The organism is Microcoleus sp. D2_18a_D3, from assembly GCF_036702455.1.
Taxonomy (GTDB): domain Bacteria; phylum Cyanobacteriota; class Cyanobacteriia; order Cyanobacteriales; family Microcoleaceae; genus Microcoleus.
In genome coordinates, this window is the sequence record NZ_JAUBTK010000012.1 from 1 (window position 1) to 23,302 (window position 23,302).

Consider the following 23,302-nt stretch of genomic DNA (forward strand, 5'->3'; position numbering starts at 1 on the left):
CCAAAGTCGATCGTACTTGTGGTACCATCTACTATATCTGTTGTGCCGTCTAATACTTGGATTTCGGGTAATGGTGTAGCAGTGACTGATGCTGAAATCTGGAAATTAAAGGGATTTTCATCGCTGTCATTATTGACAAATTCCAGCGGACCTGATTTATTTCCTGCTGCTGTCGTATCGACTTGAACTTGCAGGTTAGTTGTACCGCCGGCGGCAACTGTTGCAGGTAAATTTCCGACAATGCTAAATCCTGTTGGTAGGGTAAGGTTGCTGAGGTTTAAAGCTGCTGTACCGAGATTGTTGACGGTAAAGGTTTTGGTGAGATTCGTGCCAACTATGACGCTGCCAAAGTCGATCGTACTTGTGGTACCATCTACTATATCTGTTGTGCCGTCTAATACTTGGATTTCGGGTAATGGTGTTGCTGTGTCATCGTTGTTAATGGTTGTGGTTGCGGTAGCTGCGGTTATTGTTGAGCTTTCGGGTGCTGCGGTGGGATTGGGATTAGATAGAGTGACAATAATTGTTTCGTCACTTTCGGCAACACTATCTCCCAAGACATCCAAAGCGATGGTTTTACTGGTTTCATCCGCCGCAAAACTGATAGTTCCCGTTGCAGTAGTGGCACCTGATGTGCCGCCAATATTGTTGTAGTCGGAACTGTCAGTAGTGCCAGCAATTGTATAGTCAACTGTACTTGCAACCCCAATTCCACCACTGCGAGTGACGGTAAATGTGAGTGGTTGATTACCGCTATTTCCTTCGGCTAAGCTAGCGGCTGATGTGGCAATTGCATAACTAATTGCATCGTTGGCGGCAATTGTGACTGTTGTCGAGGGAGTAGTTGTGCCGACAGTGCCGCCTGTAATTGTACCAAAATCGAGGGTTACGGTTTCGGCGTTTTCTGGGAGGTCGTCGGGGTTGATGGTGGCTACTACATCCTGGGTGAGGGTGGTGGTATTTGCCAGAAAGGTAATAGGGGTGGTGGAAAGAGTGTAATCTGCACCCGTTGCACTGCTGCTGGCGTTGATAACAATGGGTACGGTGACGTTACTTAGGGGAACTGCTGAAAGGGTGACTGGGATGGTTACTGTGTTAGCGGTGGTGTTTTCTGTGGTGCTGTAGGTAGCAGCACCGAAGTTAACGCTGGGGATATCGTCGTTATTGATTGTGGTGGTAGCACTGGTGGGAGCCGTGATGGTGGCAGCGTAACCTGTTGCAGCCGTGGGGTTGGAAAGGGTGACGGTGATGGTTTCGTCATTTTCTATGGTTGTGTCGCCTAGAACGTTTAAGGTGATGGTTTTGCTGGTTTCGTTGGCGGCAAAGTTGATGGCGCCTGTGATACCTGTGGCGCTGGAAGTGCCGCCGATGTTGTTGTAGTCGCTGCTGTCGGCGGTGCCGGTAATGGCATAGTCAACAGCGCTGGCGACTGTGGTTGCACCTGTGCGGGTGATGGTGTAAGTTCTGGTTTGAGTGCCGGTGTTGCCTTCTGCGAAGGCGGCAGTATCTACTGTAATGGTATATGCGATGTCGTTTTCGTCAACGGCGATGGTGGCTGTGCCGGTGGTCCTACTGTAGGGACTGCTGCCGCCGTTGTTGGTGCTGGTGTTAGCGGTGCCGCCGTTAGTACCCGCCATTTGATCCCAGGCGCGGAAGGTGAGGGTGTTGGCTATGGCACCGGAGTAGTCGGCATTTGGTTGGAAGTAGATGCGGGTATTGGCATTGGCCGCAAGTAAGCGAGCGTTAGTATTGAGGAATTCACCCAAGGGGTTCCAAGTTGTGCCGCCGTCGATGGTGTAAAACCAACGGCCGTTGGTAGTGTCGGCGGCGGTGATGGCCACGCCTGCTACTGCGCCTGTGTCGGGGTCGGTGAGGTTTGTACCGATGGCTGCGATGATGGAGGAGATGAGGTTGCCGACTGCGCCAGTGGGTGCTGCGGAGTCTTCGAGGACGTTGCTGAGGGTGACGACGGTACCCTCTCCTAGCTCAGGGGCGGTATTGCCGGTGATGGTACCGTAAACGTCGTTGTTGTCTTGCCTTTCGCCGACACCATTGGGGGGGGTGGTGGCAGGGGGGGCACTTGCTTGGTCGGCAGCGGTGTTGTCACTGAAGGTGGCTCCCAATGTGGTGACGGTAGGTAGCCGAGTTGGCATCCCTTGGGTGTTACCATTAACCGCATCGTCCTCGGTAGATTTCATGGCAAAAATTGCCCCACCTTTGCCTTGACCGGAGTTTTGTCTTTCGCCTGTACCGCCTGTCGCTGAGTTGCTAGTAAAAATGGCGTTGTTGAGAGTTAAAGAGCCTTGGCGGATAAAGACTGCACCCCCAAAGCCCGCACCACCGCCGCCATAGCCGCCTTCGCCGCCTATGACGCCAATGCCGCCGCCAAAGCCGCCGCCGCCGCCAAAGCCGCCTTCGCCAATGCCGCCGCCATAGCCAAAGCCGCCGCCGCCGCCGCCGCCATAGCCGCCGCGGCCGCCGCCATAGCCAAAGCCAAAGCCGCCGCCGCCGCCAAAGCCGCCGTCGCCGCCATAGTCGGCGCCATAGCCGCCGCCGCCGCCAAAGCCGCCGTCGCCGCCAAGGCCGCCGCTAACGCTGTCGGCGCCGTCGCCGCCGCTGCCACCAAAGATACCCCCACTACCACCGGTGTCGCTGGTAGTGCTGGTGCCGGTACCACCACCGCCGCCACGAAAACCAGTTCCCCCATTCCCCCCGATGGCAGAATTGTTTGTGAAGTTCACATTACTCAGCGTCACCGTCCCGTCAGAAATGAACAGTCCGCCCCCCATACCCGCAGCCCCGCCACCGCCACCGAAGCCATTTCCGCCTTGCGCCCGTCCCCCCCTGATGGTGAGGTTAGATAAAGTAACACTTCCAGACTTGATAAAGAAGGGACGAACATCCCCGCCATTATTTATACTGTCATCATTGACATCCCCACTGACACTAAACCCACCCCCATTAATTAAAATATTGCTGTCAATGGCGATGGTGGGATCTCCGGTAAACCGGACATTATTTTGCAGAGTAATGGTGTCATCACCGGGTGTGGTATTTGCTTGATTAATTGCCCAGCTTAGGGTGTTAATCACCCCTGTGCCGTTATCAGTTGTCTCGCTGACAATAAAATTTTCCAGCACATAATCGTAATTTTGCACCGCCTCATCCCAAAAGGGCACAGTGGTTTCAACAGCGCCAGATACGATTTCTAAATCCCAATCGCCACCTTTTTTTGAATTGCCGGTTTTGTCGTTACTTGCGGCAATATCCGCGCCGGTGATTTCACTCAGGGTTGCAATGAAAGAGGAATCAGCCGCTACATCACAGCCATACAATAAAATGTCCGCATTTTCACTCAAATTAGCTCGCCATTGCTGCAATAAATTTGAGTAGCTTCCCACGTTTTCGCTGTTAAGGTGGGTTGCACCAAGTTTTAAACTACCCTGACTGCCGTGTGAAAGAATATGTACCGCGCTAAGATTAGAAGTGTCGGCCAGTATTTCTGTAATTTGCTCAATGCCATCGCGGGTTTGATCCAGCACCACAACTTGCGTACCTGCGGGAATGTCGGCTACGAGTTGCTGGTAATTTTGTACAGTAGGATCGACAATGATAATTTGCTTGGCTGCGAGATTGATTGATTCAGTCATGGTTTTAGTGGGAAATTAAGTGAGAAAAAAAGATGATTTTTTGTATCGGAAATGTGCTAACTCCCGAAGAGTTAAACTGGGTGAATTCTCACCTTCAAAATGGTGAGTTTGTTGATGGTAAACTCACTGCTGGTGTGGGAGCATCGGTGAAGGATAACCTGCAATTAAAAACCGATTCTCTTCTGGTGCAGGAACTCAATAAGGTTATCATACCAGCTCTCTGGCGCGCACAACCTTTTCAAATGGCGGCGCGACCAAAGATTATACGCGATGCTATTTTTAGTAAATATGAACCAGGGATGAAGTATGGAACGCATATTGATAGGGCTATGATGGGTGAAAGTTATATGATGCGGACTGATCTTTCTGTAACCATATTCTTGAGTCCCGCATCCAGTTACAGCGGTGGGGAGTTGGTGATAGAAAATCCGCATGGTGAGCAAGCTGTAAAGTTAGATGCAGGAGCCTTGGTTGTGTATCCTTCTACATCTTTGCATCGCGTTGAAATGGTGACGCAAGGTGTTAGGTTGGCGGCAGTTACTTGGGTGCAAAGCCTGATCCGCGATGCTCATCAGCGGGAGATTTTGCTTGATTTGGATACGGCGATGCAAAGCATTTTTGAAAAACATGGAAAAACTCCTGAATTTGACTCGGTTTGTAAAACTTTTACCAATTTATTACGCCTGTGGGCTGAGGTTTAAAGTTGTCCGTGCCGTTTTAATTGCCCGTTGATTTCTGTTTTGTGACAATGACACTGGCTTTGCTATAACTCGATTCTTCCCAAAAAGATAAGCCGTTAAATCGCTCAAACAAGTCGGGAGGTAAAATCGTTTTTCTCGGTTTAAACTCGACTTGGGCACGCACTTGATGTAACCCTTGTGTTTTCAGCTTATTATCAAATTCTGGCTCTTCATATTGAACATTCTCAAAATCATGAGCGAAAGACTCTTCGCCTAGAAATTGATAAATTAGCGATATCGTTTTAGCCGGATTTATGGTTAATAGCTCGTAATCTACCAGTAGAATAGATGCACTCTGTTCGCTATAAAATGCTTCTTTAAGAGCGTTATAAGCATAACCAACTAAACGGGAACCTTGACTTAATGCCTCGGTGCGACTGTAAACTGTAGCCCGTTCCGCTGGATTATTAAATAACCGGGAAACATCAAAGGTGTTGCGCCGAATCAGTAACTCGATGCTGTCCATAATCCAAGCAATGTTTCTGACACAGCAGATGACTTTAGCTTCAGGAAATAGTTCCCGAATTAATGGCAATTTGCTGCACCAAAGGCGATTGGTGTCGAAGATGATTTCTTTGTCAGCTTGCGGGTGATAATAAGCAGAAAAAATACTGAGAATCAGCGCCCGTTTTTGTTCGGGGGAAATAAACACGGAAAATTCATTATCTTCGCTCATGGCTTCCAACATTCGCTCAACTAAACCCCCGACGGGGCTAGTCATACCGGCATGAAACCGGGGGTTTTGTCGCAGGATGGCTGCTAGTAAGGTAGAGCCCGATCGCGGAAGTCCCGATATAAAGTGGACTTTCTGGGGCATTGAGTTAAAATATCTTTAGGGTTTACAAGTAATCTGCACCTGAAGAGAATAAGATAATTGCTTGGTTTTAGATACTTGCTCTGAGAGAGTATCTGGTAGATATTAGTTAGATGCCTTCTCATACCAGATTATAACAGCCCTACCCTACCCCTGTCAGTCGGAAAAGTCGGATCGTTAAAGTCGGAAAAGTCGGAAAAGTCGGATCGTCAAAAATGGTGATCTAGGTCATTGCTGTTTGTAGCGAAATGTGGTATGAGGATATAGTTTCAGTTGACAGTTGACAGTTGACCGCACGGGTAGCGACCTCTACCTGGAAGAAAGAGGATTGGAGTAATGAATAGTCTTCGTTTAATTTCTCCCGATCGGGCTTTGGGCTTTAAACCAATTCTTTCTGGTAACGAAGGCTGGGTTGAATAGAAGGTCGATCGACAATCAGTGCGATCGAACCTATAATAATTTGATAGTCCTGCAATTCTCAATTACCAATCAAACAATCTAATTGTGCTTGCATTTGGGCGGTAACTAGATCGAAACAAGCATCAACATAATCGCGATCGCGCGCAGCCTCCGAACCGTACCTCTCAAATACAATCGGTTTGCAGACGCGAGTCCGAATTTGCACGGGTAAAGGCAGGTTCGGCAAAGGCCCAATACCCAATCCCCAAGGCAATCCCAAATACACCGGAAATACCACCGGATCGATGCCAAATAGCCACGGCATCCCCCATTCATGCAATTGTTTAACTTGTTCGTACAAATCTGCCAAAACTATCAAAGTATCGTGTGCACCGTGCGATACAAGTGGTACAATTGGCACTTCTTCTCGCAATGCTAATTTGATAAATCCCTTGCGTCCCGCAAAGTATATTTGATCGCGCAAGTGGTGGGGGCGAAAAACATCTTGGGCGCCGCCCGGATAGACAAGAACTGCGGCATTTTTCCGCAAAGCTGCGATCGCCATTTTCGGATGTGCCTGGAGGGCACCACACTCAACCCCCATACTAGCAATCTCTGGGGAAACCTTCCATACCGTGGGGTGCATCAATCCGTAGGCCAAGCGTTCCGTGCCGTACCTGCGGAACCATTCGTATAGGAACATAAACATATCTGGAGCGGCGAGTCCCCCGTTGTGAGAACCGACAACAAGCATTTTTCCGCTCGCGGGCACGTGGTGCCAGCCGTCGCTTTGTACGCGAAAATAGTAGCGGTACAGCCATTCCCAAACTGGCAACCAAAGCTCAATGAAGTCGGGATTGCGATCGTCTAAAGATAGACCGTCAAAGGGATAGTTAGAGGATTTGCCGTCTTTTTTGTTAGTAGTTATTGTCACTGCAAAAATATTTAACGCTTTGGTCATTATATAGCAGAAGGAAGAAAGCTTTAACTCTCGAATAGAGAAGGCTTTAGTTATTTGGGCAAGAAAGAAGAAGGGATGAGATTAGTTGGGCTTTTCCTCTCCTTGTGCGTGCGCTAATCCCGATCGCCCTCCCAAAACAAGATTTTTCCTATCATTAATATGCTCCCATTCCGCAGGAATCACCGCATTAGTTTTAGCAATTGAAAACCTCCTAAACATCGAGCGCGGTTGCTATAGCAATATAATTAAATCAGAATTGGCGCAAATATTTGGTTTCTGATTTGAGCGGGCTGGTTTTGTTCCGAGGTTTTGTGCTGCTTGTCTCCACAGGGCAAAACCGTTTGGAAACAGCTACAGCAACTGTCGCTGATAGCGAGGTGGCTTTAGCCACAAAAACAAAACTCTGCCTCAAGCCGATAAGTTTCCGTTTTGGAAGATTTTATCAAATTGACGCCAGCCATCGCGTCAATGCTAACGATTTGCGCTGTTTGCCACAATTTTAATAGTCCTGGACGCACGTACTAGGATTTTCTGTCCGAAGATAAAGTAGTGAAGCAATCTCAAACCCTTGATTTAACGCCCTTGAGTGCGTAAGTCCTGTTTAAGTAAGGTACGATCGACAGTGGAGTTATGTCAGGGCGATCGAAGAACTGTATCCGGCTTGTGGCATCTCATTACGACGATGGGGTCGATCGCGCCAATCGCCTGTCACTCAGAATCTGGGACTATCTCCAGCACAATCTCGCTCTCGAAACTGCCAAGAATTCACATGAAATGTAGCCCCATATTACTCAACTGCAACAACTGACAGCTAAATGGTTTAACGAACACAACAAATGACTTGCAGTCCTAGTAAACTGTCCGGCATTTAAACACTTAACTGTTTACTTTTCCCGTCTACCATTCCCCGACTCGGACACTCTCGCCTTCTCCCTCCCCCACTGTGGCATAATGAGCCATTTATAGGCGTAGCAGCTTTATGTGTCTTCGCTCAACTCACCAAACATTAAATTATATAAATTAAACTTGACTTGCGGTCATAAAAAAGTTATATAAAGCTTTTTTGTGGAATACAAATCGATTTTTTTGCTATATTGACCTGCAATTAAGATAATGATTGTGGTTAAGTGAGGAGTTGAACGGATGAAAAACTTGAATTGCTGGAATAAGCCCGCTGCATTGCTGGGCGCGATCGCGATCGTAGCCGGAAGTTTGCAGGCGAATGCCATCGGTGTTGCCGCCCCATCAACATCCACTGTCAGTCAAGATGCTGAAAATATTTCCTTTGAAGATAGCGCGACCTTTCAAATAGCCCAGGCTGGCAACCTTTGCCGTAAAGTCACTCCCAAAGAAGGTTTGACCGTTCGCCAGAACCCAGACCCCAAATCCCCTAGAGTGGGCGGGGTACCACTTAACACTCAGGTAACGCTGTCCCAAGGCGCTACTTCTGTTAAAGCCTCCGACGGTCGCCTCTGGATTCCAATTACCGCTCCCGTCACAGGGTATGTAGCTAGCGGGTATCCCAACAACGAGGCTAATTTAGGTTCGTGCACGACAGCGAGCACCACAATTAGTCAAACTCCTTCCCCAAGGCCGGCAGCGACACCTGCACCTGCACCTGCACCGGCACCGAGTCCAAGTCCAGCACCAGCACCAGCACCAGCACCAGCACCAGCACCAGCACCAGCACCAGCACCAGCACCAGCACCAGCACCAGCACCGGCACCAGCACCAGCACCAGCACCAGCACCAGCACCTGCGCCAGCACCAGCACCAGCACCAGCACCAGCACCAGCGCCTGCGCCAGCACCGGCACCTGCGCCTGCACCTGCGCCTGCAACGGGCCCGGTAAGTCTGTGCCGGCAAGTAGAACCTCGCGTAGCGCCGAGGGGTCTAGCTATCCGCACCGAGCCTTCCAAGACTTCTGCTGTTAAAGGCGGTGTACCGGCTAACGGTCAAGTAACGCTTGTACCGAATTTCCAGTTAGTGAAAGATAAGAATGGAGAAGACCGCAATTGGGTTGAGATTTCAGCCCCTGTGGCCGGATTCATCTCGGCTGGAAATTTGATCATGTGCAAGTAAACTTCTGAGTTCGATCGCTCTTTTTGACTAAAAGAGCGATCGACACCCAAAATAGTTTTAAGATTGTCGCGCAGCCAGGGAACAACGCGGAGCCCCGATTGCTTCCTGGACTTACGCAGGAATAACTTATTTCTGTCGCGAGTCAGCGGTAGCGAATCTTTCTTGGCCTCTGTTTTTCATCCTCGGTTGCGTAAAGTCTTAGCTTCCTTCCTCGCAACGCATCCGGGGTGAAAGAATTTAAGCAAAAAGCCGATCGACCTTTCTACTTACAGAGGCCGCTTGCCCAATTTTGGTGTCCGCGATTTGGTTGACACTTCGATTGTCTGCCAATCCAGACAATTTCCCACTTATTTTGCCTGAGTCTGAGTTCGATGCGGTGTTTAGCGTTAATTGCTTCGTAGTTCGATCGGGCTGTGGGCTGCCCCATTGCTGCGATGGGAACTTGGATGCAGGTAAAGACAGCTAGGAAAAAGAGCGATCGCTTGACAATTGATTGGTTCATGAGGCTTCAGATTGTGCGAGAAATTTTTGTCTCCCAGAGACGAAAGCCGCCAAATCTGCCTCGGTGAATTGAGTTTGCTGCCATGAGGGACGCGACATTAGTCGATCGCACCAAGCTTGAATTTTAGGATAGCCGTCTAGGGACACATCAACCCAAGATAGCAAGGGCACGACGGTGCCGGCAACGCACTCGGCAAAGGTAACAGTGTTGCTAGCGAAAAAAGGGCGATCGTCCAACAAACCTTCAAAGAATTTCAACACAGTATCGACTTTTTCCTTAGCCTTTGCGATTTCCTGCGGTTGGGGAATTCCCCAGCCCATTTTTTCACTGCTGAGGGGGTAAAGTGTCGGCGCAAGTTCGTTAACCGTGACCAATTCTACCATTTTCACAACTGCCAAATCTTGCGGATCTTTCGGCTGCATTGCCGGTTCGGGATACTTCGTTTCTAGATAGTCAAGAATTGCTAGAGACTCGACGACAGTGAAGTCATCATCGACCAAAACAGGGATGCGGTGAAAAGGATTCATGGCGACAAACTCAGGCTGCAAGTGATCGCCGTCCAAGTGGATTTCTACTAATTCAAAGTCGAGGTTTTTTTCTAAGAGGGCGATCCAGACGCGGCGGGAGTTGGCGGAAATGGGAGTATGGTAAAGTTTCATGGCGGTTGCTATAATCAAAATATCATCATAACAAACTTCTAAAGATGCTATTATTGGCTGATTATTGGCTGATAGTGACTTCCTGACGCACAGACGAGGTAATAGCCTCTACTAGAAATAACCGCTCGCTAACTGACAATTTAAGCGTTAATTTCACTAATTCTTGAAAAGATAAATTTTGGGAATTTTCCGAATAATTATCATTTCTATCGGGCGAAAAACTATCCTCAGAACTTAAAGGTTTGGTATTCTGATCTAAAGTTGTCGTCATGTCTGCGTGGAGAAGCTCTAAAAATTTAATATCGTTCCCTAGATCGGCAGCCTCATCCTCATCTACATCTTCAATTACTTGCAAACGTTCTTGATAGGCATTGATTTGATGTTCAATGGCTTCTATAATAAACCTTAAATCTTTAAATGATAAATTCATGCTACTTGCCTTGGTAAGAATAAATACTCATTTGCCGACTTGAGTTTAAAATACCTAAAACCTTATTTTTTTCTATGCAGGCAATTTGATATAAAAAAGTAATCAAATATACTATTAATTATATTAGTAGGTTGGGTTTATATAGTAACACCCAACCTTCTATTAACTTATTCTATTTTACAGAAAAATGTGCCTATGAGGTAAAGTGCCTCTTTGTATTTTTCTAGAGTCATCGGTCTACTTGGCTTGAATAACCAATGACCAGCACGGTCATTCACTAATTCCAATTCTGGTGGAATGTCAGTGCCGAATTCTAATTTATACCAATTTTTTCCTGACCCTGGACTCTCAAAGGTTGATATTCCTTCTGACCGAGACATTCCTCCTGACAACCTTCCTTCTTCTAAAGTAAGCATAACCCATAATTCATCTTGCTGTTCATAAACGGTAATATCTTTATTGGGTCTGACATTATCCATTCTAGGTGAACTAGCATTTCCCTGTCGATAGAGGGCAACGGGTGTTTTAGTCATAACTATTTAACTCCTCACAAGTTTTAACAAAAAACGCAGGGTTTGGCATTTGGGTATGACCTTGCGTTTTGAATAAAATGGATTGTGGATTGTGGGTTGAGCGAGATTGAGGAATTCAGGAATTGTGAATTGAGCGTTTAGTTAATCTCGCTTCAGAGTTAAAGTTATGCCTACAGTAAAAACCGTTATCAATATAACAGGGCGGGCCCTAAAGCCCGCCCCATCAAACGATCGATTAATTAGTAATCGAAGTCGCCGCCGCCCATGCCGCCGCCAGCGCCAGCAGCAGCGCCATCCTTCGGTTCAGGCTTGTCAACGACGATGCACTCGGTTGTCAGCACCATACCAGCAATAGATGCTGCATTTTGCAGAGCAGAACGAGTCACCTTCGCAGGGTCAACGATACCAGCTTCAAACATATCGACAAACTCATTTGTCGCTGCGTTGAAACCGACGTTGAACGGCTTTTCTTTGACGCGCTCAGCAATCACAGCGCCATTCAAACCAGCATTTTCAGCAATCCGCTTCAGAGGAGCAGCCAAAGCCCGTGCCACAATCAATGCACCGGTCAATTCTTCGCCCTTCAGGCTGCTGTTAGCCCACTCTTCCAATTGAGGAGTCAGGTGAGCCAAAGTTGTACCGCCACCAGGAACAATTCCTTCTTCGACAGCAGCTTTGGTTGCGTTGATCGCATCTTCCAAACGCAGTTTGCGATCCTTCATTTCTGTTTCGGTAGCCGCGCCGACTTTGATCACTGCGACGCCGCCAGCCAATTTGGCCAAACGTTCTTGCAGCTTCTCTTTGTCGTAGGAAGACTCGGTTTCGTCCATTTGACGGCGAATTTGTTCGCAGCGGGACTTGACGGCAGCTTCGTTACCTTCGGCAACAATTGTGGTGCTGTCTTTGGTGATGGTGATGCGGCGGGCTTTGCCGATCATGTCGAGCTTGGTGTTTTCCAGTTTCAAACCGGCATCTTCGGTGATTAGTTGACCGCCGGTCAATACGGCGATATCTTCTAACATGGCTTTGCGTCGATCGCCAAAACCGGGTGCTTTAACAGCAGTCACATTCAACACACCGCGCAGTTTGTTGACAACGAGGGTAGCTAGAGCTTCTTTCTCAATGTCTTCTGCAATGATCAACAGCGGGCGGCCGGAACGAGCTACTTGTTCGAGCACAGGTACTAAATCTTGTACCAAAGCGATTTTCTTGTCTGTCAGCAAGATGAAGGGTTCTTCTAGAATCGCTTCCATCCGCTCAGTGTCGGTGACGAAGTAGGGAGAAATGTAGCCTTTGTCGAAGCGCATCCCTTCGGTGATTTCCAATTCGGTGGTCATAGACTTCCCTTCTTCCAGGGAAATCACGCCTTCCTTGCCCACCTTGTCCATTGCGTTAGCAATCATTTGGCCGACTTCATCGTCGTTACCAGCAGAGATGGAGCCGACTTGAGCGATGGCTTTGGAATCTTCTACTTGTTTGGCGTGTTCGGCAATTTTTTCTACCAAAAACGTGGTTGCTTTGTCAACACCGCGCTTGAGGGCGATCGCATTTGCGCCGGCTGCTACGTTACGCAGGCCTTCTTTGACCATTGCGTGAGCCAAAACGGTAGCAGTTGTGGTGCCGTCGCCTGCTGCGTCGTTGGTTTTGGAAGCTGCTTGACGGATCAGGGCAACGCCTGTATTTTCTACGTGGTCTTCTAGTTCGATTTCTTTGGCGATGGTAACACCGTCATTGACGATCTGAGGAGCTCCGAATTTCTTTTCAAGAACCACGTTACGACCTTTGGGGCCGAGGGTTACGGCCACTGCTTCGGCCAGAATGTCCATACCGCGTTCGAGGGCGCGACGTGCATTTTCGTTGTAGATGATACGCTTAGCCATAGTTTTTGGGGATGAGAAGGTTTGAGATTTTGGATTAGGGATGATGGATTTTAGTCATTTGTCCCGTGTCATTAGTTGTTTGGCGGCGTTCGCTTTAAACTAATGACTGATGACTAAGGACTGATGACTAATGACTAATGATTAATTAGTTAACGATCGCCAGAATGTCTTTTTCTGCAAGCAAGACGTATTCGTCTGTGCCGAGTTTGATGTCGGTGCCGGCGTACTTCGAGTACAGAACTTTGTCGCCGACTTTGACTTCCATTTCAGTGCGGCTGCCGTCGTCATTGCGCTTGCCGGGGCCCACTGCCGCGACTTCGCCTACTTGGGGCTTTTCCTTAGCTGTGTCGGGCAGAAGGATGCCGCCGGCGGTTTTTTCTTCGCTAGCGCTTACTTTCACGAACACGCGCTCGCCTAACGGTTTAACGGTAGAAACACTCAGTGATACTGCTGCCATAAAAAAATCTCCAGATTACAGATTGTCGTGAGTCAGTCGTCAGGGGTCACGATGAAAGCAACAGCGGACTACTTACAACTGACATATTAGCACTCTCGACTCCTGAGTGCTAATTTAGCTTTAGTCAGGGTCGATCGCAACTTAGTTGTCAGTACGGGTTCCCGAACCGAGAATGAGTAGGAGGCAAGGAGAGGGGGAGAGAGGGAGAGAGGGAGAGGGGGAGAGAGCCAGAAGGAGAGAGGGAGAGGGGGAGAGAGCAATTCGCGAAAAAGCCGGGATTTCGACTTTTTATGCCTTTAAAACTTGCCTCTTGCTTGCCCTCCATTTCTGAATAGTAAAAAACCTACCCTTGAGACGGGAGGGAGTGGGGGCTGTGGTGATGACTTTCGATCGCTAACCAATTACTTTTGATTGATGAATACAATGACCGAAAATAACGAGGAATATTGCAGCCAAGGCTTGAGCGCTTGCGTCCAAAGCCTGGGAATCGCTCAAATCGAGCGGCATATTTTTATCTGTGCCGACCAAACCCTGCCCAAGTGCTGCGATCGGCAAACCAGTTTGGACGCGTGGAATTACTTAAAAAAACGCTTGCAACAATTGGGGTTGGACAAGCCAAGTGCCACTCGACCAACCTGCGTCTTTCGCACCAAAGCCAATTGCCTGCGAGTGTGCGCGTCTGGCCCGATTATGGTAGTCTATCCAGACGGAGTGTGGTATCGCGACGTTACTCCCCCCGTCATTGAGAGAATTATTCAGGAACATCTCCTCAACTCAAAGGTCGTTCAAGAATACGCTTTCTTAACTCATCCCTTGCCTGTGCCTTCTGAGGCCCAGCCAAACATTTAATTATAGCGCTGTTAAAGTACAGGGTTATAATTAAATGTTAAGTTTCAAGGTTAAGGGTCAGTAACTCAGGGCTAAAGCCACGCTCGCTTGTAAGAGAAATCAAGCAAGCTGTACTGACCAGCCTAAGCCTTAACTGGCTACGTTATTTAGGCCACGACACCCTGGGATGCGAAGCTAGTCCCTTGCTCTGTCGCTAGTAGTTAAACAGTCTTAAAGTCACTGAGGCAGTGCTGCTAGCCTGACAAGCCTTTATAACATTGGCGAAGCTAACTTGACCCCAGTAATGGGTGTTTGAGGACAACCATATCCTCGCCGGAGGGGCAACCATACCCCTCTACCCCGCAAGGGAATTCAAGGCGATTGAAATCGCCGGGTCGTTTTCCTCTCAGGACTAAAGTCTCTGAGCTTCCCACTTACCGAGCTTTTTTTGTGAAATTATGTGCAAAAATTTCTCAGTGGCAGACACTAAGCAGGTTGCCAAACTACACTAGAAACAGTTAAATACGTAAGTAGGGAGTCTGCTTAAATTTCTCTATATCAGAAGTATCATTTAAAACCGGGGCATTAACCTGAAATTGAACCGATCGAGATTAAAGATATTTAACTTGCGCTCTGTTAGGGAATCTCCAATCAATCAAGGCTGATCTTGACAGGGCGATCGTCCATTACAGGTTTGGGCTGCATTCCAGGTCGTAAGACACTCACAAACAGCCGTCAATTATAGGTTGGAAAGCGGTAATACCCGCCCCGCTTTCCCTCACCGCCATCCCTTCAGTCGATCGTCGTCCTCCACCCCCAGCCGGGTGGCGGGGGACTGACGGAAAAAACAGAAGTGAAAACAAGGAAGCGTGCGGGATACTTTAGCGGGAATAAACATGACAAAGGACAATAATTCAGGAGAGCAAAAACGGCTGATGCTGGTTGACGACGACCCCAACTTGATCTTGCTCGTCAAGGACTACTTGGAGTTTCGGGGTTACAACGTCATTACAGCAGAAAACGGCAGAGACGCTCTGGAAAAACTAGAACAAGAAGTTCCCGACTTGATTATCTGCGATGTGATGATGCCGGAAATGGACGGCTACACTTTAGTCAAACACATCAGAGAAGACCCTCGCACTAACTGGATTCCGGTTCTTTTCTTGTCCGCAAAAGGTCAAAGTTCAGACCGAGTAAAAGGCTTGAGCACTGGGGCGGACGTTTATATAGTCAAGCCTTTTGAACCAGAAGAACTGGTAGCCCAAGTGGAATCTTCTCTGAAAGCAGCATCCCGCTTGATTCGCCACTCAAATCCCGGTATGGAGAGTAGCCCAAAAATTAAGGCGCGCCGCAATGTCGAATTGACCCCCACTGAGTTAAAGGTGGTACAGTTGCTAGCGCAGGGTATGGCAAACCGCCAGATTGCAGACGTGATGAATGTCAGCCAGCGGACTATCGAAAGCCACGTCAGCAATATGCTGGGCAAAACAGGTCTGCACAACCGGACAGAGTTAGCTCGCTGGGCCCTTGAAAGCAAAAAGGCTTGAGCTGAGGTAGCCTGCGCTATGAAATCAGGGGAGCAAAAGCTACTGCTATGCGCTTCGGTATGCCTGCTTGGCGGTAGGGCGGTGGGCGCGGTAGTTTGAATGCGCCATTAACCTTGACACGGCAGCGGGTATTGAGTTACTAGGCGTATAGTTTGTGAGGGCCCCTCGCTCAAATGCAAGCAGGGTTAAAAGAACCCTCTGGCGGTAGAGCCGAAAATATGAAATACTGGGGAGATGGAGTTTTCTGAAGTTTAATCTATTGCCTCAGTTAGCTCCATGTTGCTAAAATGTGATATTTAGATTAACTTCTTTCTACAATTATTAGGTCTAAGTTTCTATGACAAACTTAATGAACCGCCTTTCTATTTTTGTGGACGGGAACAATATGTTCTACGCTCAACAAAAGAACGGTTGGTTTTTTGATCCTCGCAGGGTGCTCGAATATTTCAAAACTTCGCAGCCGAATGTCATCTTGATTAATGCTTTCTGGTATACGGGTCTCAAAGACCCCCAAGATCAAAGGGGATTTCGAGATGCCTTGATCAGTCTGGGTTACACGGTTCGCACTAAGATTCTTAAGGAATATTACGACGATGCTTCGGGCAGATATTCTCAAAAGGCTAATTTAGACATTGAGATTGTGGTTGATATGTTTAATACGGTGGATCAGTACGACCAAGTTGTGCTTTTTAGCGGGGATGGGGATTTTGAGCGGGCGATTGAGCTGCTGCGCTCGAAAAATACTCATATTACTGTGGTATCCACCGAAGGAATGATTGCTAGAGAGTTAAGAAATGCTACAGATAGGTATATAGACCTAAATGAAATTAGGGAACATATCGAGAAGATGGATTATTAGTCAGTAGTTATTAGTCATTAGTCATTAGTCATTAGTCAGTAGTCATTAGTTATTAGTCATTAGTCATTAGTCAGCAGTCATTAGTCAGTAGTTATGGGTTATGGGTTATTAATTATTCGTTATTGGCGCGAGACAGGGGACTGGTGACTGGAGGCTAAAAACCCAGAAAAACGGACAAGTAAAAATCAGGAAAACACTTTTTAGAGCTATGAAAACTCAACCAAGTCAAGACCGGATTATTATTTTCGATACGACTTTGCGGGACGGAGAACAATCTCCGGGTGCATCTCTGAATGTGGATGAAAAGCTGACGATCGCTCGCCAGTTAGCGAGATTGGGCGTGGATGTGATTGAAGCGGGTTTCCCCTTTACCAGCACGGGAGATTTCGAGGCAGTCCAAAAAATAGCCCGATCGGTTGGCACGGAAGATGGCCCGACAATTTGCGGTTTAGCACGGGCGAGAAAGCAGGATATTAAAACAGCAGCAGAGGCTCTGAAACCAGCAGTAAATTCGCGAATTCATACGTTTCTGGCTACGTCCGATATTCACTTGGAGTATAAGCTGAAAAAGACGCGGGCTGAGGTTCTGGAAATTGTGCCGGAAATGGTGGCTTACGCTAAGTCTTTTGTGGATGATGTAGAGTTTTCGCCCGAAGATGCTTGTCGATCGGAACCGGAGTTTTTGTATCAGGTTCTAGAACGGGCGATCGCAGCCGGTGCGACTACTGTTAATATTCCCGATACTGTCGGCTACACGACTCCGAGCGAGTTTGGGGCTTTGATTCGCGGAATTAAGGAAAATGTGCCGAATATCGATCGCGCAATTATTTCGATTCACGGTCACAATGACTTAGGATTGGCTGTTGCTAACTTTTTGGAAGCTGTGAAAAATGGCGCTAGACAGTTAGAATGCACGATTAACGGGATTGGCGAACGGGCGGGAAATGCAGCTCTGGAAGAGTTGGTAATGGCGCTTTACGTGCGGCGTCAATATTATAATCCGTTCTTGGGCCGGGCTGCGGATTCTGAGGAACCGCTGACAAATATTGACTCGCGCCAAATTTACAAAACTTCCCGCTTGGTTTCGACTTTGACGGGGATGTTGGTGCAGCCAAATAAGGCGATTGTCGGGGCAAATGCTTTCGCTCACGAGTCGGGAATTCACCAAGATGGGGTGCTGAAAAATAAGCGGACATACGAGATTATGGACGCTGAGTCGATCGGCTTGACAGAAAATCAAATCGTCTTGGGCAAATTGTCGGGCCGCCACGCTTTTCACACTCGCTTGAAAGAGTTGGGTTTTGAAATGGCAGACGATGAGCTAAATAAGGCTTTTGTCAAGTTTAAAGATTTGGCAGACAAGAAAAAAGAGATTACTGATTGGGATTTAGAGGCGATCGCCAATAACGAAGTGCACCAAGCACCGGAACTTTTCCGGTTAGAATTGGTGCAAGTTTCCTGCGGCGACAAATCTCGCCCGACAGCAACTGTCACTGTGCGGAATCCGGCGGGCGAAGAATTGACCGATGCTGCGATCGGCACTGGGCCTGTGGATGCGATTTACAGGGCAATTAACCGGGTGGTAAACGTACCCAACGAGTTGATCGAGTTTTCTGTACAATCGGTAACTGCGGGCATAGATGCGATCGGCGAAGTAACAATTCGCTTGCGGCACGAAGGCAAAGTATTTTCCGGTCACTCAGCAAATACCGACATTATCGTAGCGTCTGCAGAAGCATACATCAGCGCTTTAAATCGCCTGTATCAGGCATTGCAGCATATTACTGAAAAATCCTCGCAACAGCCAAATCTGATCAGAAATGAAGTTGTTGCAGAAGCACAGCGCTGATAAATTTCTTGTCAGCCCTTTTTCTTGAAACAAACCGCAGACGAACCCAGATCGAAGCAGATAAATCTCAATTAATCTGCCTTGATCAGGGTTTATCTGCGGTTTAAAATTACTTTTTTTTACTAATAACCAACTCTTGAAAAATGCAAGACGAAACCTTAAAAAAAGAGCGGCAATTCCACGATGCTTGGGCATCCACAATCGATATTGACGGCATTCGAGTTAATGATTACTTTGAAGCTTGTACCGCCCCAGAAAATAGATTTATCGTCCAGCAAATGGGCGATATTACGGGCAAACGCCTGTTAGATTTAGGCTGTGGCGCGGGAGAAAATAGCGTTTATTTTGCTAAAAAAGGTGCAAATTGTGTGGCGGCGGACTATTCTCAGGGCATGGTAGAAGTTGCCCTGAAATTGGCTGAGAAAAACGGCGTCAAAATAGAGGGCTGCACTGTAAATGCAATGGCTATGGATTTCGCGGACAACAGTTTTGATATTGTTTACGCTTCTAATTTGCTGCACCATTTGCCGGAACCAGAAAAGGCAATTTGCGAAATGCACCGCGTGCTGAAGCCTGGGGGAAAAGCTTGTTTCTGGGACCCGATGAAGCACAATCCGGTTATTAATGTTTACCGCAGGATGGCTACTGAGGTGCGAACGGAGGATGAAACTCCTTTGGATATTAATATTGTGAATTTTATCAAGTCTTTGTTTTCGGAGACGGCTTACGATACGTTTTGGCTGACATCGCTGTGGATTTTTTTACGCTTTTATTTAATAGAAAAAGTGCATCCAAATGAGGAGCGTTATTGGAAAAAGATTATCATTGAACAAGAGAGATTGAAACCGGAATACTCTCGATTGGAAGGGTTGGATGGCTTTTTGAAAAAGTTGCCTTTGATGAAGCGCTTGGCTTGGAATTTGGCTGTGGTGGCAACGAAGTAAGACGATTTTAGATTTTAGATTTTGGATTTTCGATTAAAGAATCGGGAATGACTGATGATATCAGTGGTAGGGTGCGTCAGTTTTGAGATTTTAAATCAGCGCCGAAAGTATTATTCTGACGCACCATTTGTTGTCAGGTGCGTCAGTTCCGAGATTGTTTGTTTGGAGCAAAAATAATCACAACTGACGCACCTTACTGAAAACTCTAAAAGAAGTACAATAAGTCAAAGCATTTAATTAAGAGGCTAATTATGCCAGAAACTATTACTGCTATCTACGAAAACGGGGTTTTTCGTCCTTTGAGTCCTTTGTCATTGAATGATGGGGAAACTGTGCAAATCACAATTGTAGCGGAAGTGTCGCCGGAAGAACTCAAGGGCGATCGCGAAAAGTCGATGATTAAGATGCTTGTAGAGGGGGTGCGTTTGCCAAAGAAACAGGGTAAGCTCGATCGAGCAGAATTAATCAAGCGCGCGCAGCAGTGGCGCGAATTGATGCAAAAAATGGAACCGCTACCAGGTAAGCCTATCTCAGAAATCGTTATCGAGGATCGTGGCCCGTGGTAAATGCTTATTTTCTGGATACTAGCGCTTTAGTCAAACGATACGTGCCTGAAATAGGCAGTGGCTGGATTTTATCGATTACCGATCCTGCTACAGATAACGATTTAGCTATTAGCCAGATTACTTGGGTGGAGGTACACAGCGCTTTTGCACGCCGTCTGCGGGATAGAAGTTTGTCTGCGGAACGTTTTGATTTAATTGTGCAAAAAGTTAGGGAGGATTTTGAAAATGAATACCGAGTCATAGATGTTGATCAAACTTTGATAGAAACAGCCACCGAATTGGTGATGCAACATCCGCTGCGCGCTTATGATTCTGTACAGTTAGCCTCGGCTTTGCGTTTTCAATCTACTACTCTCCTTTCGCAGCCAGAAACTCGACTGGTTTTTGTTTCGGCGGACAACCGATTGCTGGATATTGCTCAGTCGGAAGGATTGGCGATTGATAATCCTAATAATTATCCGTAATCAAGCTGTTGGTAGTGAGGAATGCAAGTCTTCATACAAATCAGAGGACTAAAGTAAGCTGTTCTACATTTAAACTGTGTGTCAAAAATCAATAAAACTCTTGTGGGACGGGCTTCTAGCCTGTCCCGATTTTCCAATTTAAATGCGTAACAGCTTAATCACTAGCAACTAATTTTAGTGCGATCGTTATTTAGAGGATTTCTTTCAAAGTTTTAACTAAGATTTGATTCTGTTCCTCCGTACCTACACTAATCCGCAATTTGTCTTCTAATCGGGGCTGATTGAAGTATCGAATCAATATTCCCCGTACTTTGAGTGTTTGATAAATTCTTTCTGCATCGCCGTTTGGTGGCCTAACTAACAAAAAGTTGGTTTGCGAAGGCCAAACGTCAAAGCCTAATTCCTTGAAGCTAACGGCTAGTTTTGCTCGCGAAGCCTTAATCTTTTCGGCGTTGGCTATTTTGTGGTCTCGATCGGCGATCGCAGCCGCCCCCACTGCATAAGCTAAAGCATCCACATTATAGCTGTCTTTGATTTTATTTAATTCTGCCAGCAGCGCCGGATTTGCTATGCCAAAACCCAACCTCAATCCTGCGAGGGAATAACCTTTTGAAAGCGTTCTCAAAACTATAACATTACTGTATTTTTTTGTCAATTCCAAAGAATTTTCTTCGGCGAAATCTACATAAGCTTCGTCGATCACAAGAATGCCCGATAACTCTTTAGCCAGTGTCTCCAAATCAGCCATAGATATGGCTGTTCCCGATGGACTGTTTGGCGAAGCTACAAACGTCACAGCACCTCGGGCTGCTATTAGCAAATCGACTGGTAACTTGTAGTCGTCGGGATAAGGAACCTCAACAAATTCTGCATCTTGAATTGCTGCCAAAGTGCGGTACAATACATAGGTTGGCGCGGGACAAACAATCTGTTTCCCCGATTCGCCCACAGCGCGAACTATCAAGTTTAATAAATCGTCGCTGCCGTTACCTACAACAATCCAATCGTCAGCAACTCCAAAAACTTTACTAGCAGCAATGCGAAAACTTTTGCCAGTGGGATCTGGATAGCGCCGCAGCATTTCTCCGTCTATTTCCTGAAGCACTTTTAAGGCTTTGGGAGAAGGCGGATAGGGATTTTCATTAGAATTTAGTTTAATAATTTTTGTGCCTAACGGTGGCTGTTCTCCCGGCACATAGCCAGACATTTCGTGGATGCTTTTGCGAAAGTAATTCATCTATATAATTGAGTTTTGTGGAACGGGCATCTTGCCCGTTCTTGATAATGGTGCAAAATAAGCTGTTGTGCATTTAATTTGTATGTTGAGGGCGGGCAGGATGCCCACCCCACAAGAGGAAAAATTTATTTTACTATGCAATTTAAATGCGGATTAGCTTATCAAGTTAAACAAATTATATCAAACAATTAGTGACTATCCGCGTTATACCCAAATCAAGTAACTTTTGCATATCCGCTCGATCGTCCACCGTCCAGGCCACAATGTCAACTCCCTGACTCCGGGTTTCTTGAATCAGTGCGGGGTTTTCCAGCAACACGCGATACAGACTGCTAATCAAATTATCCTGATGGGCTACAGCTTGAGCAAATTGAGTTTTGTATGCTTCTAGATTAGCAACAATGTGTCCGATCGCCAAATCGCCAGATAGCCGCCGCACTTGTTCCAGAAATCCAGCGTTAAAGGAAGTAATAACGCATTTTTGTTGGATTTCTTCGCCCTTCAAAGTATTGACAAAATCCGCGACATCTGCATCAGACCACTCGCAGTGAGGTTTGACATCAAAGTAAAGAAATTTGTCAACATTTTTGAGGATAGCTAATGATTCTTTTAAGGTAGGAATTTTTTCTTGTGAAAATTCATCGCTAAACCATTTTCCCGCATTAAGTGTCTGCAATTGAGACAGAGTTGTTTCCCTAACTTTGCCAGAAACTCCAGTGATTCTATCTAATGTTGCGTCGTGAAAAATCACTGGTACGTTGTCGGCGGATAGCTGGATGTCAAATTCGATCGAATGAGCTCCACGGGCGATCGCCAGTTCAAAAGCTGCTAAAGTATTCTCAGGGGCGATCGCCGAAAATCCCCGGTGTGCGATAATTTCTAAATTCAGTGTCTTGTGCCCTCTAAAAACTCTGCCACAGTTTGATTAAAAGTTTCGGGTTGAGTCAAAAAAGACCAGTGATTCCCCGGTACTTTTGCAACGGTAAGATTTTTCAAGTATCTATTGTATGGCTGCATTTGCCAAGCCATGCGATTTACGCCTTTTTCCGGTTGCACAAACAAAGTCGGTATGTCAATATTTTCAGTTAAACCGGCAACTTTCATCACTTCTGCAAATATCTGATTTCTGGCTGCAATCGTAAATTTACTGCCCCAAGTTCCGTCTGATTTTTGTTCGATTTGGTGTTGGAATAGCATTTGTTGCACCTCACTCCAATCTGCGTATTCTCCCGATTGTTTTGCTGCTGCTTCTGCTTGGGCTAAAGTCGCAAACGGGCCCACACATTTGAGACAGTCTAATTTTCGGTAAACAATTGGCAGGGTGAGTTTCATCGCGGCGGGCATTTTGGTGATGAAGATGGGGTCTACTAAAATCATACTGCAAAAACGAGCGGGATTTTGCCTCGCCCAAATCGGTGCTAGTTTGCCCATCCAAGAATGTCCTAAAATGTGGGCGTCGGGCCAGTTGAGATGTGCCATCAAAGCTTCTAAATCTGCGATCGCACTTTCAAAAGTATAGTCTGTTTTCGGTTTGCTACTCTCTCCGTGACCGCGCATATCTGGCGCTACAATATGATAGCGGTTAGACAAGTAATTGCCCAAGCTAGTCCAGACACACGCACTATCTGCTAAACCGTGCAGCAGCAGCAAGCGCGGAACTTTTTCTTTCCCTGTTTCTGGCTGCCATTCTAGGTAGGAAAGTTCGATATCTGGTAAGTGCAAAGTATTACGAGTTGGCATAATTAGGGTATTTTATTGTGGAAAAATTTTTGTTTCACCTCATTTATACTATTTTTATGAACAGGCAAGATGCCTGTTCCACAAAGAGTGAATTTTATTGTACGGTTTTCCTCAACAGGCTTTCCGGCCTTTTTCACAAAGAATAAATCTTCTTGTGGGGT

22 protein-coding genes are annotated in these 23,302 nt (G+C 46.8%); 10 read left to right on the forward strand and 12 right to left on the reverse strand.

Annotated features, from left to right (window positions below; all coding sequences use genetic code 11):
- Window positions 1-3,650 (reverse strand): DUF4347 domain-containing protein (locus tag QUB06_RS08010; protein ID WP_333434847.1); only part of this gene is annotated, 3,650 nt, incomplete at its 3' end.
- 32 nt (window positions 3,651-3,682) lie between these two features.
- On the opposite strand from QUB06_RS08010, the gene QUB06_RS08015 reads away from it, so the two are divergent.
- Window positions 3,683-4,351, forward strand: coding sequence for a Fe2+-dependent dioxygenase (locus tag QUB06_RS08015; RefSeq protein WP_333434848.1), 669 nt, complete (start codon window positions 3,683-3,685; stop codon window positions 4,349-4,351).
- Window positions 4,352-4,367: 16 nt separating this feature from the next.
- Here QUB06_RS08015 and QUB06_RS08020 read toward each other — a convergent pair whose 3' ends face one another.
- Both QUB06_RS08020 and QUB06_RS08025 read right to left on the reverse strand, forming a co-directional pair.
- Window positions 4,368-5,207 (reverse strand): sulfotransferase, encoded by an 840-nt coding sequence (locus QUB06_RS08020; RefSeq protein WP_333434849.1) that lies wholly within the window; start codon window positions 5,205-5,207, stop codon window positions 4,368-4,370.
- Between the two features lie 475 nt (window positions 5,208-5,682).
- Window positions 5,683-6,564, reverse strand: coding sequence for a glycerol acyltransferase (locus QUB06_RS08025; RefSeq protein WP_333434850.1), 882 nt, complete (start codon window positions 6,562-6,564; stop codon window positions 5,683-5,685).
- Between the two features lie 269 nt (window positions 6,565-6,833).
- Between QUB06_RS08025 and QUB06_RS08030 the strand changes: the two genes are divergently transcribed.
- Both QUB06_RS08030 and QUB06_RS08035 read left to right on the forward strand, forming a co-directional pair.
- Window positions 6,834-7,067 (forward strand): hypothetical protein, encoded by a 234-nt coding sequence (locus QUB06_RS08030; RefSeq protein ID WP_333434851.1) that lies wholly within the window; start codon window positions 6,834-6,836, stop codon window positions 7,065-7,067.
- A 640-nt stretch (window positions 7,068-7,707) separates the two neighbouring features.
- The gene (locus QUB06_RS08035) at window positions 7,708-8,646 is read left to right on the forward strand and encodes an SH3 domain-containing protein (protein WP_333434852.1); all 939 of its coding nucleotides are present in this window, start codon (window positions 7,708-7,710) and stop codon (window positions 8,644-8,646) included.
- Between the two features lie 262 nt (window positions 8,647-8,908).
- On the opposite strand, the gene QUB06_RS08040 is transcribed toward QUB06_RS08035, so the two are convergent.
- The 6 genes from QUB06_RS08040 to groES all read right to left on the reverse strand — a co-directional run bounded on the left by QUB06_RS08040 (window position 8,909) and on the right by groES (window position 13,107).
- Window positions 8,909-9,148 (reverse strand): hypothetical protein, encoded by a 240-nt coding sequence (locus QUB06_RS08040; protein WP_333434853.1) that lies wholly within the window; start codon window positions 9,146-9,148, stop codon window positions 8,909-8,911.
- A complete protein-coding gene (locus tag QUB06_RS08045) occupies window positions 9,145-9,807 on the reverse strand; it encodes a glutathione S-transferase family protein (protein ID WP_333434854.1) in 663 nt (220 codons plus the stop codon). The genes QUB06_RS08040 and QUB06_RS08045 overlap by 4 nt, the downstream gene beginning before the upstream one ends.
- Before the next feature lie 61 nt (window positions 9,808-9,868).
- Window positions 9,869-10,237 carry a hypothetical protein gene (locus QUB06_RS08050; protein ID WP_333434855.1) on the reverse strand — a complete coding sequence of 123 codons (369 nt, stop codon included), beginning with the start codon at window positions 10,235-10,237 and terminating at the stop codon, window positions 9,869-9,871.
- A gap of 167 nt (window positions 10,238-10,404) precedes the next feature.
- Complete coding sequence (locus tag QUB06_RS08055) at window positions 10,405-10,770, reverse strand: Tse2 family ADP-ribosyltransferase toxin (RefSeq protein ID WP_333434856.1); 366 nt, start codon at window positions 10,768-10,770, stop codon at window positions 10,405-10,407.
- Between the two features lie 239 nt (window positions 10,771-11,009).
- Complete coding sequence (gene groL / locus QUB06_RS08060) at window positions 11,010-12,650, reverse strand: chaperonin GroEL (protein ID WP_333046934.1); 1,641 nt, start codon at window positions 12,648-12,650, stop codon at window positions 11,010-11,012.
- Between the two features lie 145 nt (window positions 12,651-12,795).
- Window positions 12,796-13,107, reverse strand: coding sequence for a co-chaperone GroES (gene groES / locus QUB06_RS08065; protein ID WP_006633072.1), 312 nt, complete (start codon window positions 13,105-13,107; stop codon window positions 12,796-12,798).
- 423 nt (window positions 13,108-13,530) lie between these two features.
- On the opposite strand from groES, the gene QUB06_RS08070 reads away from it, so the two are divergent.
- The 7 genes from QUB06_RS08070 (at window position 13,531) to QUB06_RS08100 (ending at window position 20,164) form a co-directional block, all read left to right on the forward strand.
- Window positions 13,531-13,956 carry a ferredoxin gene (locus QUB06_RS08070; protein WP_333434857.1) on the forward strand — a complete coding sequence of 142 codons (426 nt, stop codon included), beginning with the start codon at window positions 13,531-13,533 and terminating at the stop codon, window positions 13,954-13,956.
- 875 nt (window positions 13,957-14,831) lie between these two features.
- Entirely contained in the window at window positions 14,832-15,482 is a 651-nt protein-coding gene (locus QUB06_RS08075) for a response regulator transcription factor (protein ID WP_333434858.1), read from the forward strand.
- A gap of 337 nt (window positions 15,483-15,819) precedes the next feature.
- Entirely contained in the window at window positions 15,820-16,341 is a 522-nt protein-coding gene (locus QUB06_RS08080; RefSeq protein WP_006633075.1) for a LabA-like NYN domain-containing protein, read from the forward strand.
- A 208-nt stretch (window positions 16,342-16,549) separates the two neighbouring features.
- On the forward strand, window positions 16,550-18,190 hold the full coding sequence (locus QUB06_RS08085; RefSeq protein WP_333434859.1) for a 2-isopropylmalate synthase: 1,641 nt from the start codon (window positions 16,550-16,552) through the stop codon (window positions 18,188-18,190).
- Window positions 18,191-18,333: 143 nt separating this feature from the next.
- Complete coding sequence (locus tag QUB06_RS08090; protein ID WP_333434860.1) at window positions 18,334-19,134, forward strand: class I SAM-dependent methyltransferase; 801 nt, start codon at window positions 18,334-18,336, stop codon at window positions 19,132-19,134.
- A 251-nt stretch (window positions 19,135-19,385) separates the two neighbouring features.
- Window positions 19,386-19,700 carry an antitoxin family protein gene (locus QUB06_RS08095; protein ID WP_333434861.1) on the forward strand — a complete coding sequence of 105 codons (315 nt, stop codon included), beginning with the start codon at window positions 19,386-19,388 and terminating at the stop codon, window positions 19,698-19,700.
- Window positions 19,694-20,164 carry a type II toxin-antitoxin system VapC family toxin gene (locus QUB06_RS08100; protein WP_333434862.1) on the forward strand — a complete coding sequence of 157 codons (471 nt, stop codon included), beginning with the start codon at window positions 19,694-19,696 and terminating at the stop codon, window positions 20,162-20,164. The genes QUB06_RS08095 and QUB06_RS08100 overlap by 7 nt, the downstream gene beginning before the upstream one ends.
- A 190-nt stretch (window positions 20,165-20,354) precedes the next feature.
- Here QUB06_RS08100 and hisC read toward each other — a convergent pair whose 3' ends face one another.
- The 3 genes from hisC to QUB06_RS08115 all read right to left on the reverse strand — a co-directional run bounded on the left by hisC (window position 20,355) and on the right by QUB06_RS08115 (window position 23,141).
- Window positions 20,355-21,401 (reverse strand): histidinol-phosphate transaminase, encoded by a 1,047-nt coding sequence (gene hisC, locus QUB06_RS08105; RefSeq protein WP_333434863.1) that lies wholly within the window; start codon window positions 21,399-21,401, stop codon window positions 20,355-20,357.
- A 175-nt stretch (window positions 21,402-21,576) separates the two neighbouring features.
- A complete protein-coding gene (locus QUB06_RS08110) occupies window positions 21,577-22,290 on the reverse strand; it encodes a glycerophosphodiester phosphodiesterase family protein (protein ID WP_333434929.1) in 714 nt (237 codons plus the stop codon).
- Window positions 22,287-23,141, reverse strand: coding sequence for an alpha/beta hydrolase (locus QUB06_RS08115; RefSeq protein ID WP_333434864.1), 855 nt, complete (start codon window positions 23,139-23,141; stop codon window positions 22,287-22,289). The genes QUB06_RS08110 and QUB06_RS08115 overlap by 4 nt, the downstream gene beginning before the upstream one ends.
- Window positions 23,142-23,302: the final 161 nt, after the last annotated feature.